The 20,384-nt window shown below is 36.6% G+C and carries 11 protein-coding genes; 4 read left to right on the top strand and 7 right to left on the bottom strand.

Going from position 1 to position 20,384, the window contains the following annotated elements; all coding sequences use genetic code 11:
• Positions 1-543: 543 nt before the first annotated feature.
• From ACFIMP_RS00240 to pgsA, 3 genes are all read left to right on the top strand, one after another.
• Positions 544-1,407 (top strand): 23S rRNA (adenine(2030)-N(6))-methyltransferase RlmJ, encoded by an 864-nt coding sequence (locus ACFIMP_RS00240; protein WP_375612916.1) that lies wholly within the window; start codon positions 544-546, stop codon positions 1,405-1,407.
• A 400-nt stretch (positions 1,408-1,807) separates the two neighbouring features.
• Complete coding sequence (gene uvrC / locus ACFIMP_RS00245; RefSeq protein ID WP_375612917.1) at positions 1,808-3,787, top strand: excinuclease ABC subunit UvrC; 1,980 nt, start codon at positions 1,808-1,810, stop codon at positions 3,785-3,787.
• 72 nt (positions 3,788-3,859) lie between these two features.
• Complete coding sequence (pgsA, locus tag ACFIMP_RS00250) at positions 3,860-4,441, top strand: CDP-diacylglycerol--glycerol-3-phosphate 3-phosphatidyltransferase (protein ID WP_273723320.1); 582 nt, start codon at positions 3,860-3,862, stop codon at positions 4,439-4,441.
• A gap of 334 nt (positions 4,442-4,775) precedes the next feature.
• Here the strand turns inward: pgsA and ndk are convergent, their stop codons facing one another.
• The 4 genes from ndk to bafA (ACFIMP_RS00270) form a co-directional block, all read right to left on the bottom strand.
• The gene (ndk, locus tag ACFIMP_RS00255; protein WP_375612918.1) at positions 4,776-5,198 is read right to left on the bottom strand and encodes a nucleoside-diphosphate kinase; all 423 of its coding nucleotides are present in this window, start codon (positions 5,196-5,198) and stop codon (positions 4,776-4,778) included.
• Between the two features lie 268 nt (positions 5,199-5,466).
• Positions 5,467-8,076, bottom strand: a complete 2,610-nt coding sequence (gene bafA / locus ACFIMP_RS00260; protein ID WP_375685882.1) for a BafA family autotransporter — start codon at positions 8,074-8,076, stop codon at positions 5,467-5,469.
• 831 nt (positions 8,077-8,907) lie between these two features.
• Positions 8,908-11,472 (bottom strand): BafA family autotransporter, encoded by a 2,565-nt coding sequence (gene bafA / locus ACFIMP_RS00265; RefSeq protein WP_375685883.1) that lies wholly within the window; start codon positions 11,470-11,472, stop codon positions 8,908-8,910.
• A 362-nt stretch (positions 11,473-11,834) separates the two neighbouring features.
• Positions 11,835-17,324, bottom strand: a complete 5,490-nt coding sequence (gene bafA, locus ACFIMP_RS00270; protein ID WP_375685884.1) for a BafA family autotransporter — start codon at positions 17,322-17,324, stop codon at positions 11,835-11,837.
• A 572-nt stretch (positions 17,325-17,896) separates the two neighbouring features.
• Here bafA (ACFIMP_RS00270) and ACFIMP_RS00275 point away from each other — a divergent pair.
• Complete coding sequence (locus ACFIMP_RS00275; RefSeq protein ID WP_375611247.1) at positions 17,897-19,186, top strand: MFS transporter; 1,290 nt, start codon at positions 17,897-17,899, stop codon at positions 19,184-19,186.
• Here the strand turns inward: ACFIMP_RS00275 and ACFIMP_RS00280 are convergent.
• From ACFIMP_RS00280 to ACFIMP_RS00290, 3 genes are read right to left on the bottom strand one after another with little or no spacing between them, the layout of a single operon-like run.
• Positions 19,183-19,446, bottom strand: a complete 264-nt coding sequence (locus ACFIMP_RS00280) for a hypothetical protein (RefSeq protein WP_375685918.1) — start codon at positions 19,444-19,446, stop codon at positions 19,183-19,185. The two genes, ACFIMP_RS00275 and ACFIMP_RS00280, sit on opposite strands and share 4 nt — an antisense overlap.
• Positions 19,436-19,615, bottom strand: a complete 180-nt coding sequence (locus tag ACFIMP_RS00285; RefSeq protein ID WP_375629223.1) for a hypothetical protein — start codon at positions 19,613-19,615, stop codon at positions 19,436-19,438. Before ACFIMP_RS00285 ends, ACFIMP_RS00280 begins: the two co-directional genes overlap by 11 nt.
• Positions 19,615-20,061 carry a DNA polymerase III subunit chi gene (locus tag ACFIMP_RS00290; protein WP_375652278.1) on the bottom strand — a complete coding sequence of 149 codons (447 nt, stop codon included), beginning with the start codon at positions 20,059-20,061 and terminating at the stop codon, positions 19,615-19,617. The genes ACFIMP_RS00285 and ACFIMP_RS00290 overlap by 1 nt, the downstream gene beginning before the upstream one ends.
• Between the last annotated feature and the right edge of the window lie 323 nt (positions 20,062-20,384).

Below are 20,384 nucleotides of genomic sequence, written 5' to 3' on the forward strand. Positions count from 1 at the left end.
AAGCTTCGGCTCCGCTTAAAACAATGAAATTCATTCACACTTTTACAAAAATCTATCACTATAACACCAGCACTTTATTGCTCTATCCATAATTTTACGCTTGCTAAAAAACTTATAAATGTAACAATGTTTTTATCAAGCATTTGAAATTCTTTAATCTTTAAACAAAATGAATTTGAAAGATACCCTTCAATTTTTCAACAAACTTCACTAATATTCTCGTTAATTGAGTTTTTTTATAGTTTTCCTGAAAGAGTCCGCGGTCATAAAAAAATTCTCTTACAACATAAATATCTCTATTGAAATGTTTGATCTCTTCTTGTCTATCTTTCATATAAAAAAATTAAAATTTTAACGATTAATCTCATTATATAAAAATAGCTCTGTGAATAAATGCTCTGATGACATTAATATTTTTTCTGTAGTGTATAATGTGGGAGTGAGGGTATTGTTTGATTTCTACAAGAGTATTTTTATGGATATCAATTCTATTATTCTATGCTAATAATCCGGTACAGTTATACATATGATAGAGTTTACTCCATGAATTATCGGCATATTTATCATGCTGGCAATTTTGCTGATGTTTTTAAACACATTATTGTCACTCGCATTGTAGAATATCTCAAACGCAAAGAAAAAGCTTTTCGCGTTATAGATACGCATGCTGGAATCGGTATTTATGACCTTTCTTCTTTAGAAGCACATAAAACAGGAGAGTGTCGCGAAGGTGTCCAACGACTTTTTTCAACTCCTATCCCAGAAGATTTAAGAACACTCCTTTGTCCATGGTGTGATATCATTGATGCCCTCAATAAAGGGGAAAAAGAAATTGTATTTTATCCTGGATCTCCTGTTCTTATTCGTCAATTATTACGGAAACAAGATCGCCTCACCGCAATAGAATTGCACAATGAAGATTATCATATTTTAGCAAAAAACTTTGCAGGAGATTATCAAACAAAAGTTCTGCATTTAGATGGTTGGCTTTCCTTAAATGCTCATGTACCACCAAAAGAAAAACGTGGGTTTATCCTTGTTGACCCTCCCTTTGAAAAAACTGGAGAGTTTTCCCGCCTTATTGATGGATTAACGAAAGCCTATCGTCGCTTTTCTGGAGGAATCTACGCTTTATGGTATCCTGTTAAATATGACAAAGAAATTGAAAGTTTTCTTCACGCGCTTTATCAAACCGGAATTCCTAAGATTCTACAGCTTGAAATGCGTATCCGAAAAAGTTCAAGTCCACCGACAATGAATGGAAGTGGTATGATTATTATTAACCCTCCCTACCTTTTGGAAGAAGAAATGAAAAAACTCAGCCCCTTTCTTATCAACCGTCTGGGACAAGATGAAAATGCCCAAATAACGCATAAGTGGCTTCAAAAAGAACATCTGTTATGTTAGATCTTTCTCTGATATTTTTTCTAAATCAAATATCATGTTGTAAAATACAAAGGCATTAAATGATAAAGTTCTTTGATTCTTTGGATAATACCAACATATTATAATGGTAAGCTAATAACGATCAGCGTGAATTAATTTTTTTCCTTTTAGAAAGTCTATCCTCTTAATCATCATGGATTTCTTATTTCAATCATTTTAATGGATAAATTGGGCAAATTCATAAAGCTGTCTTAGAATAACAACTCTCATATTTTTTTATGAAAGATCGGCTCTCTAAAATCATACTCTTATGTTATAAGATATTATTTATAGAAAAAAATTATAAAGACATAAATAATCATTATTTAATAAAAAAGAATATTTCATATATTAAACAAACAACATATTCGTAACAAACGGAATGGTCCTGAAAAATAATACAAATTGTCCGCAAAATGAACGGGAAAAACTTTCTTTTCTCTCTAATGTTACATGGCATAATGCCAATCAAAGCAATGAGAAAAATCAGTTCCAAGGTATCAAATTCATACAAGAGTTTGTTAGACACCTTCCGCATAAGCCAGGGGTTTACCGGATGATTGATGAAAATGGTGATATTCTTTATGTTGGCAAAGCCCGTAATCTCAAAAAACGTGTTTCAAACTATACACGTGAACAAGGACACAATAATCGTATTACCCGCATGATTCGTGCAACATATCATATGGAATTTATCGTCACCCATACAGAAACAGAAGCACTCCTTTTAGAAGCCAATCTCATCAAAAGATTGCATCCACATTTTAATGTACTCCTGCGTGATGATAAAAGTTTCCCTTATATTATGATTACAGATGATCATCGAGTGCCTGCACTTTACAAACATCGTGGTGCTCGAACACGAAAAGCTCACTATTTTGGTCCTTTTGCTTCTGCTGGTGCAGTGACACAAACAGTTCATGTTTTACAACGCGCCTTTTTATTACGAACCTGTACTGATTCAGTTTTTGAAAACCGTACACGCCCCTGTTTGCTTTATCAAATTAAGCGATGTTCTGCACCTTGTACTCATGAAATTAGTGACAGTGATTATAAAGAACTGGTGAAAGGAGCAAAAGCGTTCCTTTCGGGAAAAGATCAATCTATTAAAAGCGATATGGTTCAAGCTATGCATAAAGCCGCAGAAAATCTTGATTTTGAACAAGCAGCTTCCTATCGTGACCGCTTATCAGCCCTTTCTCACATACAAAGCCATCAAGGTATTAATCCTCAAACGATAAAAGAAGCGGATGTATTTGCAATTGCGCAAAAAGAAGGAATGACCTGTATTCAAGTGTTCTTTTTTCGCATGGGGCAAAATTGGGGAAACCGTGCCTATTTTCCTAAAGCAGATCCCTCTTTTTCCCGTACTGAAATTTTAGCGAGTTTTCTTGCCCAATTTTACGATGATAAACCACTTCCCAAAAGCATCCTTTTATCTGAAGAAATTGAAGAAAAGGCACTTCTTACAGAAGCATTTAGTCTCAAAGCAAACCACAAAGTATCCCTCTCTTTACCTAAACAAGGTGAACGAAAAACTCTTGTTAATCGTGCCTATCTCAATGCTCATGAAGCACTTGAACATAAGCTTTCTGAAACAGCCACCCATACAAAATTGCTTCAAGGTCTTGCTAAAACATTCCAACTACCTTTTCCTCCACACCGGATAGAAGTCTATGACAATTCTCATATCATGGGAACAAATGCTGTAGGGGCTATGATTGTTGCTGGTCAAATGGGATTTATTAAAAATCAATATCGAAAATTCAACATTCGCTCAACAGATATCACGCCTGGCGATGATTTTGGCATGATGAAAGAAGTGATTAAACGAAGATTTTCACGCCTTATCAAAGAGCATGATCTGCCAAATAGAAGTCATAACATAAAAGATGATGATCTTTTTCCCATTTGGCCTGACCTTATCTTAATCGATGGTGGTGAAGGACAAATCAACAGCGTACATGCAATACTTGCTGAATTACAATTAAATGATCTCTTCACAGTTGTTGGAATCGCCAAAGGTGTTGACCGTCATGCGGGACGTGAACGATTTTTTATAAAAGGTATTCCCCCCTTTACACTTCCTCCACGTGATCCTATCCTCTATTTTTTGCAACGTCTGCGTGATGAAGCACACCGTTTTGCGATTGGAACTCATAGGATAAAACGAAAAAAAGCAACATTCAAAAACCCACTTGATGAAATCGAAAATATCGGTCCGACAAGAAAGCGTGCATTGCTTCATCATTTTGGAAGTGCCAAAGCTGTTGCTAGTGCCTCATTTGAAGATTTAAAAAAAGTTACGGGAATCTCTATGACAATTGCACAAAAAATTTATAACCATTTTCATGAAAAATAGGCTTGTTTCATAACCTTCGCCTTGTTACGTTTAGGAAATATATTCTCTTTCACAAGAATTAAAAATGGCTCCATGAAAAATCATACTTTTTCTTTTCCAAATATTTTAACTTATGCACGAATTGTTGCAGTCCCAATGGTTGTTGCATGCTTTTTTTTAGAAGGGCGACTACAATCAAGTGATATCACTCGCTGGATTGCTGTTTCTATTTTTATCGTTGCATCCATTACTGACTTTCTTGACGGTTACCTTGCTCGTATTTGGGAACAAACATCCAATATTGGTCGCATGTTAGATCCAATCGCCGATAAACTTCTCGTCTCTGCTTGTTTGCTCTTGCTTGCCGCAGACAGTACCATCGCTGGGTGGACTCTATGGGCAGCTATTATCATTCTTTGCAGAGAAATTCTTGTATCAGGATTACGTGAATATTTGGCGGAGTTAAAAGTTAGTGTTCCTGTCTCTCGTCTTGCAAAATGGAAAACTTTTGTACAGATGATCGCTATTGTATTTCTTTTAGCTGGACCAGCCGGTAATAAAATTTTCCCTTACACAGTAGAGTTTGGCATTACTATGCTGTGGATTTCTGCCCTCCTTACATTGTGGACAGGGTGGGATTATTTTCGTGCAGGTTTAAAACACGTTATCCTATGAATAGTATGGAATTTTATAATGATGATTTATCTTTTTGTACTTAAATAAGAGATGAGAATAGCATAAGATTGATTTATTTTAAATCTATTAATGATAGATCAATAAAATGCTTTTTTGCACATTACAAGTAAGGGTAGCGTGTAGATAAAAACTCTTCAGAAAAGAGTAAATAGCCTTTATATTTTCGTAAAAGCAGCTGCAATATTAAAAGCTAAAAAAACGATTAATGCTCCATATGCTTTCAAAAAAATCTATAATCTCATAAGCAAAAAACCGAAATATAGTGTTTCGGATTTTTGCTTCTTATATACGCTTTATTATTATAAACGCTTTATTAACCAACAATTTCTACCTCAGGAAACCAAAAGGCGATTTCTGTTTTTGCCGTTTCAGCACTATCGGATCCATGGACAGAATTTTCGCCAATCGATAAAGCATGAACCTTACGAATTGTCCCTTCTTCTGCATCACTAGGATTCGTAGCCCCCATTACTTCACGGTTTTTAGCTATTGCATTTTCACCTTCCAAAACTTGTACAACGGTTGGACCAGAAGACATGAATTCAACTAATTCACTAAAAAAAGGACGTTCTTTATGAACAGCATAAAATTTTTCAGCCTCACGTTTGCTCATCCAGACACGTTTAGACGCAATAACACGTAGCTCCGCATCCTCAAGCATTTTAGTAATTGCGCCAGTCAAATTACGACGGGTTGCGTCTGGTTTAATCATCGAAAAAGTACGCTCTAAAGCCATTTAACCACCTTTATTTCATTTATAATATTCTCTAGCCATTTCTATAGCGAGCAAGGAACCCTTTGCCAAGTGACTCTGCAAAAATCTACACAAATTCTCAAAAACATAGAATAAATTATAAAGAAAACTTTAATAAAAATACCTGCAATTGCTCATCCCATCATAAAGATACGCTACAGAATCTCAATAAATATTGAATCTTCTTTCATAATCTTAAATGCTTCCTATCAAAATTATCATTGAGATCAATTAAAAAATAACCATATCGTTAGAAACGATAGCGTACACCTAAAATACCCTGAAAGGACTGTTTTGTTTTACGCCCTTTAATATAATGGGCCTCACCATATAACTTTAACTTCTCACTCACTAAACTGCTTAAACCTATTCCTAATTTACCTGCATTCCCCGATAAGTCAGTGGTAAATGGATGGCGTTGATTAATTAACGTTTGATTGTCATCTTTATTCTCACGCAACCATGCTGCTGTAATATACGCAAGCGATGAGGAATCCATGTGAGAACCAAATTCATATCCTAAAGATAAGCCAACCTCACTGCGTAATGAAGTGAATGGACACATGTCACCTGTCATGTCATTCGATAACTTGATTTCTTTACCCTCAACTTGTAACCATGTAAATTGTCCATAAGGCTGTAACCAACTGTTCTTTGACGTCTTAAGTCGATAACCAGCTTCAAAGGAAGTTCCCAATGCCCTTTGAGTATATGTTCCTTCAATCCCTAAACCATTCGTTGAAACGGCTTTTAGAGTATTTTGATAATGATTGTATTTTAAAATACCATCGAGATACCATCCACTATGATCAAAATAAGTGACATAAGCACCAATACCATAAGTATTGATTCCACTGTTACCCCCCCGTGCATGCGCAACACGGGCACGATCATAACTGCCAAAACCACCTATATAAAATTCTCCATTTTCCCACTCGCTTAAACCATTGATCCCCAAAACGATACCGGTCTGATCCAGTTTAAAATCTATATGCTCTGTAACAACACTCTCTTTAGATTTAACCGCATAGGTCCATAAAGCCGTATTCTTTTTACTTTTATCTAGAATTCCTCTTCCCGCACGTACGGTTTGCATTTCATTGTGAAAAACCATCGCTGGAGCCACAGACATAGACAATACCGCATCTGTAGAGGGAGTGGTCAAAAAGTGAGAAACTGAAAGTTTCTCACTCAATTGTGGAAAAGGTTGTTCTTTATGAACTGGACGCACAATCATTTGATCGGCTAAAGATTGAGAAGAGGTTGAAACAGCAGTTTGTTGTTTTTCATCAGAAAAAGGATGAAGACCTGATGGAGGTAACGCTACAAGAGTCTGATTTTCTTGAGAGAGAGATACAGAAACACTAGAGACATTCTGTGCCCCTCTTAAATGACGTGGAGGACGTTGCTTGGGCATCTCTTTTTTAGTAGGTGAACGAAGACTGGTGTTTTTCTCTCCAGAAGAGGCGGCTTGATCAGACTGTGTACCACTCCTTGCAGATAATGGAAGAGGAGTCTTCGCTTTCTTATTCATACACTGTACCTCAGTATCCGAACGTCCCATATCTTCAGAAGCTCTAGATAAATACCAAATTGTAGAATGACCACTAGAATCAGCACATCTTTCTCTCTTCAGCAAGCGATACTGATAGGTTCCACCATCAACAGCTGTAATGTCCGTCCCCGAAAGGTCTGCCAGAGTAAAATTAGCACCTCCCTCTTGGCTTTTATCGGTAATTAAATTGACTCCGCTAACTAAACCATTCCTTTGTAGGAGAGAATCTGTAATTTCCCGACCAGAATCTGTAACACTTACTTTGTGGTTACCGGCACCATTATCGATCAACAAATAATCGCTATTATAATCTCCCATAGCATTTATATTAAAACGAAAATGTAAATCCCCTGAAAGTTTCTCAACATGAAGCGAAATATGTCGTGGATCATACGGAATAGAAGTAAAAGTAACAGTCCCTCCATTACCACCTAAATCTTTAATTTTAATCTGAGGTTTATGCTGGGTATCCCGTTCACCAATCTCAAATATTATTTCATCAGGTTTTATTATTTCATCAGTTTTTCTTTCTATAGGAATGCTTTTCTTGGTGATATGGTTTGTTGAATCACCTGCAAACAAATAAAGTTCTCCATGATGATTAACCCTTACTTCCCCAACGACTTCTTTTACACCAACATGTAGCCACGATTTGGCAAAATCCGTAATTGTTAAAGTATCTACAAATCCTATAGGATATACAACTTGAGTAGCTCGATCCTTCAAAGTAGTTTTCACCGATTCTCCTAACGCTAAGACATGCTGTCTCCCATTCCCAGAGACCTCAGCATACATTGATTTTCCCCCCTCTTTTCTTTGTCCTGCATAAAGATTTTGTTCTCCGTTATCTCCCACTTTCGTATACCAAGTCTCTGCCCCATCATACACATTCTGCTGCCCTATTGCTCCATCTCCACCAGTAACTGTGGAATTATATGCACTACTTCGTCTAACCACGAGTGTAAGATCAATATTTGGCTCTTCATGAATAAACTGCTGACCTCCCAAAATTTTGGCGCTCATTGCAATTCCTGCTCGTGTAACTATTTGCATCCCTCCTTTTTTAATAGTGGACCCCACGGAAGTTTTTCCATTCTCAACAAGCTCTACATCACCATATTCAATCGTAATATTATTTTTGAAAAAACTAGCAATCAGTTCTAAATTTTTTTCTTCCTCTTCTCTATTTCCCACATCTGTTGCTCTTGTTAGCACTCTATTCCTACTCTCAACTACACTTGCAGATTGCAAAAGACAACTACTGATCATCAATACTGAAAAACTTAATTTGTATTTATACCGCATTATCCACACTCCACTCTCAATTATTTAGAAAAATACCCCGCGACTACATAGATAGCTCATTTTAGATTGTATCATAATGTGTTTTATTTATGTCTAAATACAATTTTTTAGTGTATTTTTTTAATTTAAACAACTTAAAGTTGTTTATCTATAAACCACTAAAAAACTCTAACTTAAGGCAGAAAAATTGAATAAAATTCAAAATGTTCACTTAAGTTAAAGGAATAATTTGCATATCTGGAATTATAGATGAAAAAAATGCTCGTGCCCTTTAATGGGGCCCCCTCTTCACGTAAAACAAAACGCCATTGGGTTGTACATTCACTCACTTGTTTTAAAGAGACATCTCTCAATGCACTCAAGCCCATTTCGCCACGTCATCCATGAATGATATACCGGTAAAGCCATTGCCCCCCCAATCTTTACGCTTATGAAGAAGCGGGCCGATATCATCATACACTTTGCCATCCCAATGTTGTGACAGCCCTTGACACTAGAGACGATTCATCAGAGACATTTTTACTTCTTTTTTGTATAGTTTTTATACACACCTTCATCCCGCTTGCGATGTGCCAAGCGAATAATTTTGATTGATTCAACATAAACAGATTTGGAATGAGAGAATCCTATGATTTTCGCGACTCTCATTCAACATGCATAGAAATGAATTATTATTATAAATTCAGTATGTTGCCTTTAAAAGAGAGAGTATAAAGACATTTCTACTATTTGAGAAAGTCCTTACACTCTCGAGAAGACATAGCCGAACGTTATCTGTTTAAGTTTGCAAAACAATTACATTTGTAAAGTTAATCAGCCATGCACACATATTTAGAAACTATAGCGTAATCCTAAAATACCTTGAAGAGCATTCTTAATCTTATGTCCTTTTAGATAATGTGCTTCCGCATAAAGTGTTAGTTTATCATTGACCGAACCGTTTAAACCAATTCCCAATTTACCCGCACTGCCTGATAAATCTGTAATAAATTTATACTGGTTATTAATTGTCGTATAATTATTATTTATATTCTCACGCAACCAAGCTGCCATAATGTAAGCTGTTAATGAAGTTTCTGAACTCACAAAAAATTCATGTCCTGCAGTCAATCCAACTTCACTGCGGAATGAAGTTAATGGGCTTAGATCACCTATCATTCCATTGGAAAGTTTTATTCTTTTACCTTCAACCTGCAAACCTGTTAGCTTGATATAAGGCTGCATCCAAGTATTCTGTGCCGGTTCAAAATAACAACCAATCTCAAATGATCCACCTATCGCCCACTGATTGTAATGACTTTGAATGGCTAAACCATTCGTTGATATGGCTTTCAAATTATCTCGGTAATAATTATATTTCAAAACACCATCCATATACCATCCACGATGATCAAAATAAGTTGCGTAAGTTCCAATACTATAAGAGCTCAAATCGCTGTCACCACCTCGTGCATGAGAAATACGTGCTTGATCATAACTCCCGAAACCACCAACATACAACTCTCCATGCCTTAATTCACTCAACTGATCAGCACCAAAGACTAAACCTGTCTGCCCAAGCTTAAAGTGTGTATGGCCTGTCGCAACACGTTCTCTGCTCTTAATCCCATAAGTCCATAGTTCGATATCTTTCTTATTTCTGTCCCAAATTTTTCTACCATTCCGTATAATTTGCAACTCATTATTAAAAATAAGCCCAGGAACTACGGACAACGTTAACACTGCATCTGTAGAGGGGGTTGTTGATGTTTCTCCAGGAAAAAAAGGATTTGTCGGATCTGGTATAGAAGGTTCTGGTCCACTGAGGCGGTCTGCCGATAAAAACCAAACTTTTCCATTTTCATCCTTTCTTTCTTTCAAATCATACATATAAGTTCCACCATCAATGGCGTTAATTTTTTCACCCTTAAGATCTGTCAGCGTAAAATGCGCTCCACCACTTTGATCCGTAATTAAATCACGCTTATTTGAAAAAGGATCCGTGATTTCAACTCCAGAATCAGCAACACTTATTGTATGTTTCCCAGCGCCTTTCTCAACCAAGAGATAATCACCACGGTTATGGGCAATCGTAGTATTGAACGCGAAATGTAAATTTCCTGAAAGATTATTCACATGAAGCTGAGAATAATATGGATCAGAACCTGTAAACGAAAAAATAACACTCCCTTCACCACTTAATTTTTGTATCAAAGAACTTTTTCCATCAAACTCATCAGTAATAGAGTATAGTTTTGTATCTTTTCCATTTAAAATAATATCTTCTACTGTGGTGCGTTGTTGATCATTTCCAGCATAAAGATGGATCTGCCCAGAATGGTTTACCTGTGTCTTGCCTTCTAATGTTGCTCCAGCATACACCCATGATTTTGTTTGATCATTCATTGTTAGATTTTTTACAGATCCATCAGTATATATTTCCTGAATAGCACTCTCATTTAAAGTGACTCCAATAGCCTGACCGCCTTTTAAGATATGTTGTTTACCACCACCAAAAACTTCTGTGTCAAATGCAAAACCACCATTTTTTGCACTTTGAGACTTTTGTCCAACCTCTTGGACACCCCCTTGCATAACTTTTGTATTCCAAACTTTTCCGCCATCATATACTTTTTGTTGGCCTAGTGTTTCATCTTGACCATAAATGATAGTATGAGAAGCACTACTGCCTTTAATCTCTCCTCCAATATCCCCCTCGCCGAAAACAAGCTGCTCACCGCCATAAATTTTAGTCCCCTCTACTTTCCCTCCATTTCCAACACTTTGGTGCCCGCCTTCTTTAACAACAGCATTTTTCGAAAAACCTTGTTTTCCCTTTAAAGCCTGAACATTTTCAATTCCACCATGTTCAATTTTACTATTCTCACTGAGTCCTCCTGCATACACATAAAGCTCTGCACCATTCCTTACAGTGTTATTAATGGATCGCCCTGGACTATCAATCTCACCATCATTTGAAATGTATGCTTTACCTTCATTATCAAGGATATAATTTTCTAACATTGCCCCATCTTTAATGGAAATAAGTTCAGGCTTTTTAAGGAATGCAGTATTTTGTTCTTGTGCATTATATCCAGCATTGTCACGATGACTGCTGTCAAGCTCCTGTTGACTCGCAAACACTCTAGCACCCTTATCCATGATAAAATCGCTAGGCTTTTTCAAAAAGTCTAATTCATTGCGCGTTCTTACCATGACATCATTAGAGGCTCCAAGTATGCATCTGCCTGTTTTCATATCCTCATTGTATTGATCTTGAAATACTTTATCATTTTCATAACTTGAAGATTGACAAAAAAGTGCTGTTCTCCCCTCATTTGCAGCAGCAGCTTGCACAAAACAGCTGCTCAACATGAGTATCCAACAATGTCGTTTCCATTTATATTGTAGAGCCATATCCTCCCCCCTTCACGCCTGCATAGACACTAAACGTAATTAGCTCTACAAAACATATTTTCAACCTTAGATTGCAATAATCCTTCTTAAAAATCCCCCTTATCTCATAAAAAACCGTTCTTTATAGTTTTTAAATACTTTTTTGATCAAGAATATAAGAGCGCTTTTATAGTGCTTCTTTAGCATTTTCTCGGAGTTTTCTTATCAAAGATAAAAAGTAATGCATAATCAAGTATATAAGGGTATACAGTTTATCATGAAAAACGAAGCTGCGTACTCTGAAAAATTGTTCTCTGATGCTGCATTAAAAACTTAAAAAAACTAATCATACATTTAAAGATAACTAAAAAATAACCATATCGTTAGAAACGATAGCGTACACCTAAAATACCCTGAAAGGACTGTTTTGTTTTACGCCCTTTAATATAATGGGCCTCACCATATAACTTTAACTTCTCACTCACTAAACTGCTTAAACCTATTCCTAATTTACCTGCATTCCCCGATAAGTCAGTGGTAAATGGATGGCGTTGATTAATTAACGTTTGATTGTCATCTTTATTCTCACGCAACCATGCTGCTGTAATATACGCAAGCGATGAGGAATCCATGTGAGAACCAAATTCATATCCTAAAGATAAGCCAACCTCACTGCGTAATGAAGTGAATGGACACATGTCACCTGTCATGTCATTCGATAACTTGATTTCTTTACCCTCAACTTGTAACCATGTAAATTGTCCATAAGGCTGTAACCAACTGTTCTTTGACGTCTTAAGTCGATAACCAGCTTCAAAGGAAGTTCCCAATGCCCTTTGAGTATATGTTCCTTCAATCCCTAAACCATTCGTTGAAACGGCTTTTAGAGTATTTTGATAATGATTGTATTTTAAAATACCATCGAGATACCATCCACTATGATCAAAATAAGTGACATAAGCACCAATACCATAAGTATTGATTCCACTGTTACCCCCCCGTGCATGCGCAACACGGGCACGATCATAACTGCCAAAACCACCTATATAAAATTCTCCATTTTCCCACTCGCTTAAACCATTGATCCCCAAAACGATACCGGTCTGATCCAGTTTAAAATCTATATGCTCTGTAACAACACTCTCTTTAGATTTAACCGCATAGGTCCATAAAGCCGTATTCTTTTTACTTTTATCTAGAATTCCTCTTCCCGCACGTACGGTTTGCATTTCATTGTGAAAAACCATCGCTGGAGCCACAGACATAGACAATACCGCATCTGTAGAGGGAGTGGTCAAAAAGTGAGAAACTGAAAGTTTCTCACTCAATTGTGGAAAAGGTTGTTCTTTATGAACTGGACGCACAATCATTTGATCGGCTAAAGATTGAGAAGAGGTTGAAACAGCAGTTTGTTGTTTTTCATCAGAAAGAGGATGAGAACTTCCTGAACCTAAGACTTCAATAACATGACTTCCAAGAGAGGAAACAGTTGGAGATACAGAAACCTGAGATTTTTGCCTTAAGTTTTGGCGGTTTTTTCTTCGACGTGGCAATTTAATAGCATGCGCTTGTGGTGCTGCAATAGTTGAAAGAGAAAAAACTGATTGATTTTGATTTAAATGCCGCATAGATCTGCTTCTGTGTGACGCACTATCCATGTAAACTGCAGTCAAATACCAAATTTTTCCCTCTTCATTCTCAATATTTTTGTGTTTTAAGCCATAGGTATAAGTTCCCCCATCAATAATTGGAATTTTTGCACCAGAAAAACTTTGTAGAGTAAAAGATGCGCCACCACTTTGATCAACAATTAAATCAAGTTCTGTTGAAGAAGGATCAACAATTTCAATACCGGAATCTAAAATACTTATTGTGTGAGAACCACGGCCATTTTTGATAAAGAGATAATCACCTTTTTCTTCTGCAAGGCTAACATTAAAGTTAAAATGTAGACTCCCTGCTAGATTATCAATGTAAAGCTGAGAGTAATATAAATCATCTTCAAAAGAGGTAAAAATGACTTTTCCTACACCGCTTAACTGCTGAATGCGTGTACTTTTGTCGTCAAACCCACGAGCAACGGAGTATAATTGAGCGTCTTCTCCATTTAATTCAATGTTTTCTACTATAGTTTGTTGACCATCGTCTCCAGCATCAAGATGGAGCCCACCAAAATCCTGAACTTTTATTTCTCCTCCTAATATTGCACCAGGAGAAATCCATGAATTAGCATTACCTTCAATCGTTAGATTCTTTACAATTCCACCTGCATAGACTTCTTGAACACCACCAGTGCGTAAAATGACTGTATTTGCTTCACCTCCTGCTAAAACACGCTGCACACCCTCTGAAAAGATTTCAGCATTTACAGCTAAACCGCCGGCTTTTTCTGCAAAGTTATCATCATTAGGAAACCACTTAGCAAGAGTTTGTACTCCTCCACTCATCACTTTTGTTCCCACAGCCATCCCATCATCATATACATTCTGCTGTCCCGGCGTATCACCTTGACCATAAAGTGTCGTATCATAAGCACTGCTCCCAACAATTCCACCGTCCACATACCCATCTCCAAAAACAAGCTGCTCCCCACCATAAATTTCAGCTCTCAATGCAGAGCCTCCCCCCTCCACTTTTTGTTTTCCACCCTCGTAAATAATCGTAGATTCTGAGACCCCCTGTTCCCCTACAATCTCAGTACCACCATTTTCAATGGTTGTATTTTTACTGAAACCACCAGCTTCAACATAAAGTCTTCCTGATCCCTGAATTGTATTATTAATAGACTTCTTAAGAACACCTTGCTCTCCATCATCAGAGACATAAACTACGTTATCATCACCGAGCAAAGAGCTTTGTAGAATTCCTCCTCCTTCCCCAATGCTGTAATGAATTACATCAGAGATACTAAAATCTTTTGCCGATGTCATATTTTCTTCTTTTTCAGGAAGCTTATCTATAGGCGACTCCACATGAGGTGAAGGAATTACAGGAGCAGAAGTTATTTGTGATGTAGCCAAAGACCAAGTCTTTCCCCCATTATCATCTTTTGTCTTTAAGCCATACATGTAGGCTCCACCATCAATCGTACTCGTCTCTTCACCAGAAAAATCTGTCAGAGTAAAATGCGCATTTCCGCTTTGAACATGAATTAAATCAAGCTCCAAAACTAAATTCTGATCTTGTAGAGGAGAATTGGTAATTTCAACACCAGAATCGATAACGCTTATGGTGTGATTACCTGATCCTTTTTTGATCAGAAGATAATCACCGCGCTGTTCTGCAAAATTAGTATGCAACCTAAAATGTAAACTCCCTGAAAGATCATTGATCTCAAGTTTAGAGTAATGTGGATTAAACACGGTAGAAGTAAAAATAACACGACCATTCCCACTCAGATTCTCAATCAAAGAACTTTCACCATCTATATTAGAGGCAATCGCGTACAATTTTGTATCTCTGCCATTTAAGACAATTTTTTCTACTTCAGTACGAGATTGCTCTGCACCAGCATAAAGATAAATCCGTCCAGAATCATTAACCGTTGTCTTTCCTTCCAATGTTGCGCCACCATGTAACCACGATTGTGCTTGATCCTTAACGGTTAAATCTTTTACATAACCTCCTAAATCTATTGCCTGAAAAGCAGTCCCTTCTAAAAGAACGCCAATCGCGATTCCTCCCGCTAAAACATGTTGCTGTCCACCAGAAAAGACCTTCGTATCAAAGGCAAAACTGCTATAATGGTCTAAATCTTCTTCCACATAAAGATTTTGTACCCCTCCTTCCATGATCTTTGAGCTAAAAACCTCTCCATCATCATACACATTCTGATATCCTCGCACTCCATTCTCACCAGAAACGATAGTGTCATGAGCGCTACTCCTTACCATCTCCCCTTTGATATCAGACTTTCCTGAAACAAACTGCTCACCACCGTAAATTTTAGCCCCTTCAACTTTTCCCCCATCTTTAACCTTTTGTTTTCCCTCTCTCTTAACTGTACTATCCTGTGAAAGACCCTGTGTTCTAACAAGCTCAGTGCCGCCTCTTTGAATTGTTGTATACAAGCTAAAACCACCGTGATAAACGGAGATCTTTCCACCGTCTTTAACTGTATTACTAATCGAAGTTTCTCCAGTGCTTTCAACTTTCTCAACGTTACTATCAAAGCTAGGATCAGCAATCGTAACAATCATCCCCTTTTCAATTGTGCGTTCTGTGAGATCCTTCGATAATGAAGCTATAGCAAATGGTTGCAAGCTAAAATCAGAAAATAAAGAGGTATTTGTCTCATCAAGAGCATAATTCGCATCTAAATACCAAATTTTACCAGCCCCCTTATTGTTTCTATGTTTCAAACTATACCGATAGGTTCCGGCATCAATAGCTTTGATTTTTTCACCAAAAGTGTTTGCCAGAATAAAATGAGCATTTCCACTGCGATCAGAAATTAATTTAAGCTTTTTGTGGGAAGGGATTGTAATTTCACGCCCAGAATCAGCCACACTTATTGTGTGATAACCTGAACCACTTTCTTTAATGACAAGATAATCACTAAGATGCTTGGCAAAGTTGACATTAAAATCAAAATGTAAAGAACCTGAAAGATCATCAATATTAAGCTTAGAGTAATGCTTATTAGTCCCTAAGTACGTAAAAATAACTCTGCCACTTCCAGTTAAATTCTGGATATTAACGTGAGGTTTTTTGCTGTTATCTTCAGGAGCAATAATGTATAGTTTGCTATCTTCTCCATTTAAATTAAGATTTTCTACTTCCGTAACAGCTTCACCATTCCCAGCATAAAGATAGAGACTACCAAAATCATGAACATTTGTATCCTTATCTAATATTGCACCAGCAAAAGCCCATGACCTTGCTTGATGATTAATGGTTAGATTATCCACGTATCCAGAATCATATATATTCTGAATAGCTCTATCGTATAAAGCGACTTCACTCGCATTCCCTCCTGCAAAGATATTCTGTATACCATTTTTAAAAAGTTCGGTACTCAGTGCAAAAGCCCCCTCATTAATTGTAAAATCTTCATCTTCTATATCGGCTGTATCAGTATCTTCTGAGAAACCGTTATGAAAATTCTCTTTACCATCAAGATTCTGGACACCATCTTTCATAATCTTTGTGTCAACAGCCATCCCCCCACTATAGACACTTTGTATTCCTAGCATTCCATCTGCAGCATGAATTTCAGTGCCATAAGCACTACTTTCCTTATCTTTACGCGACAAACCATCCCCAAGAAACCCCTTACCAAAAATAATCTGCTCACCGCCATGGATTTGAGCCCCTTCTGCATTTGCACCACTCTCAACAATTTGTTTCCCCCCTTTTTTAACAGCGGCATATTCCGAACTGCTCAAGTTTTGGACAAACTCAATCCCACCATGCTCAATTGTCGTATCCCTGCTAACACTTGCTGCATCAATGTAGAGTTTTCCCCCTTCTCTAACCGTATTATTAATGGAATAAGCTGCATCTTTATAGTTAAAGCTATTTATTTCAGAACCTTCAGAGTCACGGTTAGTAATATAGATCGTAGCACCATCGCTTATTATTGAATTTGTGAGTACTTCAAAGAATAGCTTTTCTAATCTCTTCCTTTCCTCTTCTGAAAGATCACTTCCTTCTACTGTCTGTTTATTCTCTATCTTTTTTGATCCCCCCTTTTTTTCTTTTAGTCCCCTCACTTCCGATAACAACTTTCTTGTCTCTTCTAGGTGTTCACTGATACTTACTGGTGTTAATAACTTTTCTCTTGGTGTAGCTACTCCATATGCACTCGCAATCTTGACAAAAAAACCACTGGCCATTACCGCACAAAAACTTAATTTCAATTTGCGTTGCATTATTTACACTCCATAATTTTAAATTTAAATTCTCCCATTTAGAAAAAAGTGCATAGATCAAAACAACACAACGTAATTGCTCAACCTCATGTCTTTTAAGATAGCAAAGCATTCGATGGATTAAGCTCTGACAGATCAAATATACACCATGTGTTTTAAAATGCATGCACAACTAAAAGATTTAATTTGTTTTAGATACACTTTAAAAGTGTTATAATTGCATCCATGAAAAATATTTTTAATATTTTGAGACACTAAACACTGATCTACGAATAAGATTGATTCCTTAATAGATAAAAATGGCATTAAACTTTAAAGGAAACAGCAATGTGAATGAGAGCTGCGTTTATGGCCACCTATTGCCATCTTCTACAGCATTTAAAGCAGTGTCTTTATTTTATTCAATATGGATAATATATAGACCACTTATTCATACCCATCAGTCCATAATCATTGTTCTAATATATAACGAAGTGTCATAATATTGACTCGACACCGATTTGAAATTTCTATAGTTATAGTCAGTTAACTCGTCATTTGATTTGTCATATACTAAAAGGGACATTCTATTCATGTCTATAAACTCAGAAATGAAAGCTACAAGCAACAGAAACTCCCCTCGTCGGATTTTATTTGCAAGCCTTATTGGCCCAACAATTGAATTCTTTGATTTTTATGTCTTTGGCACTGCCGCAGCTCTTATATTTCCTCATGTGTTTTTTCCAACACAAAATGATCAAATTGCTATTTTACAATCTTTCCTAATATTTGGAGCAGCCTTTTTTGCCCGCCCTTTTGGATCAGTTGTTTTTGGACATTTTGGAGATAAGATTGGAAGAAAAGCAACACTTATCGCTTCTCTTCTCACAATGGGTCTTTCAACAGTCATTATTGGTTTTCTTCCTACTTATGAAATAGCTGGGTGGTTTGCCCCTTTCCTCTTAACCTTGTGCCGTATTGGACAGGGAATTGGATTAGGAGGAGAATGGGGAGGAGCTGTTTTGCTCGCTACAGAAAATGCCCCTCCAGAAAAGCGCGGCTGGTATGCAATGTTTCCCCAATTAGGCGTTTCAATAGGTTTGTTTTTATCTATTGCTGTTTATTTGGGTCTGCTGCATTTCCTTGATCGTGAAGAACTTTTAGCTTGGGGATGGCGTATTCCTTTTATTGCTTCAGTTGTTTTTATGATTATAGGATTATGGGTCCGTCTTTCAATCAATGAAACTGTTCAATTCAAAAAAACTCTTGAAAGTAAAAAACATGTCAAAGTTCCTATCATAGATGTCTTTTTAAAATGTCCACGAATCCTATTTCTTGGAATATTTTCTGGTATGGCAACTTTTGTTTTGTTTTACTTGGTTACTACATATTTGTTAAGCTATTCAACAAACCATTTGCAATTGCCATTTCATCAAGCTCTTCAAATCGAAATTGTCGGTGCTATTTTTTGTGGGATTTTTACTGTCATCACGGGAAGACTCGCTGACCGTATTAGACGTAGAACTTTGATGATTTGGATTACAATCATCACCGGTATTTATTCTTTCGCAATTCCTTATTTCTTAAATTCTGGAGTTATAGGAGTCCTTGCAATGTCTGTCATTGGCTTATCTCTCATGGGAATGATATACAGTCCTCTTGGTGCTGTTTTGGCTTCACCATACCCAACAGCAATTCGATATACCGGTTCTTCTATTACTTTCAATTTATCTGCTATTGTAGGAGCATCTCTCGCGCCTTATATTGCAGAATATCTGGTGCAACATTTCGATACATCTTATATCGGTTATTATTTGCTTCTTGCTTCTTTTATTTCACTGATTTGCTTCGTCGGATTTACAGATGATGAAATATCCAACTAAAATATAATAACGAAGAATAAAATAAGGACTGGCGGCAAAAATGCTGCCAGTTTCGTTTTTAAAGATAGGGGTTGAGGTATTTTCCACCACAATATTCCTGCAAACAAGGCACTCAAAAAGAAAAATAAAAAATCTGCAATATTGCTTATATAAGAAACAGCAAACATTTCTGATAAGATATGCGTTATCCCCAACCATGAAACGCAAAAGAAGGCCAACATCACAGCCCATAAAACAAGCAAAATTCGATCAATGATCATCATTATGGCGTTTCGTTTTTTTAATTATAGTCCATATATTTAACATGCCTAAAAGAAAAATCACAATAAAAACCCAACGCCCTCCCCCTGAGCCTTCCGTAATAAAAAGTGCAGGATTTACTATTCCCAGTAATCCTATAAAAATCAGAACAATAGATACAAGACGCATTAAACCTGTTTTTCCCAGCGATAATCTTCAGTCTGTTGCCAATACGTTAAATTATGATTTTCCATTTTATATTTTTTCCACTGTGCACGAACGAGATTCAACTGCTCTTCACTTCTACCATCAAATATCACGACAAGCCGTTGATAAGCATCAATATCCGAACAAACAGCTCCCTCTATGAGAAAACGAATTTTTGAATCATTCGGATTTTCTTGTCCTGTCGTAAGAAATACAGGCTGAAAGTTTGGATATTGATCACACTCCGTTCCATGTCCAATAAATGATTCATCAGTATAAACCCATAAATGTATATCTATAGAATCGCGTTGTTCTTTACTCACACACTGTATTGTTACTTTACCAAAACGAGCCAATGCACGCTCCACAAGCGTCGGCAAAATATCCTTCAGCGTTGACTGCGTCAAATGATAGAATAAAATATCCAATCTCTTAAGCCTTCATCATTCTTTATAAAAAGCTAACATCTTTTTAAAAAAAATTCTATATCCCTAATACAAAGGAAACGGTTCAAGATATAAACCCTCTTTTTTGATTGAGATGCATTATCTTTTTGCACGTGTCTTTAAAAGACAAAAATTTTTATCTTCAACGTTAATAAAAAAGTTTTTTAAGTTATTTTCTAGATTCTTTGTAGACTATAGTTGAAAATAAAATATAATGTACGGAAAATTTAAAGAGGACCTCATAGGCAATTTTATATTATTTATTTGGTAAAAATATCCAATTCATGAAAGGATATTTTTTCAAA

The organism is Bartonella sp. AP65SXKL (assembly GCF_042195725.1).
Classification (GTDB): Bacteria; Pseudomonadota; Alphaproteobacteria; order Rhizobiales; family Rhizobiaceae; genus Bartonella.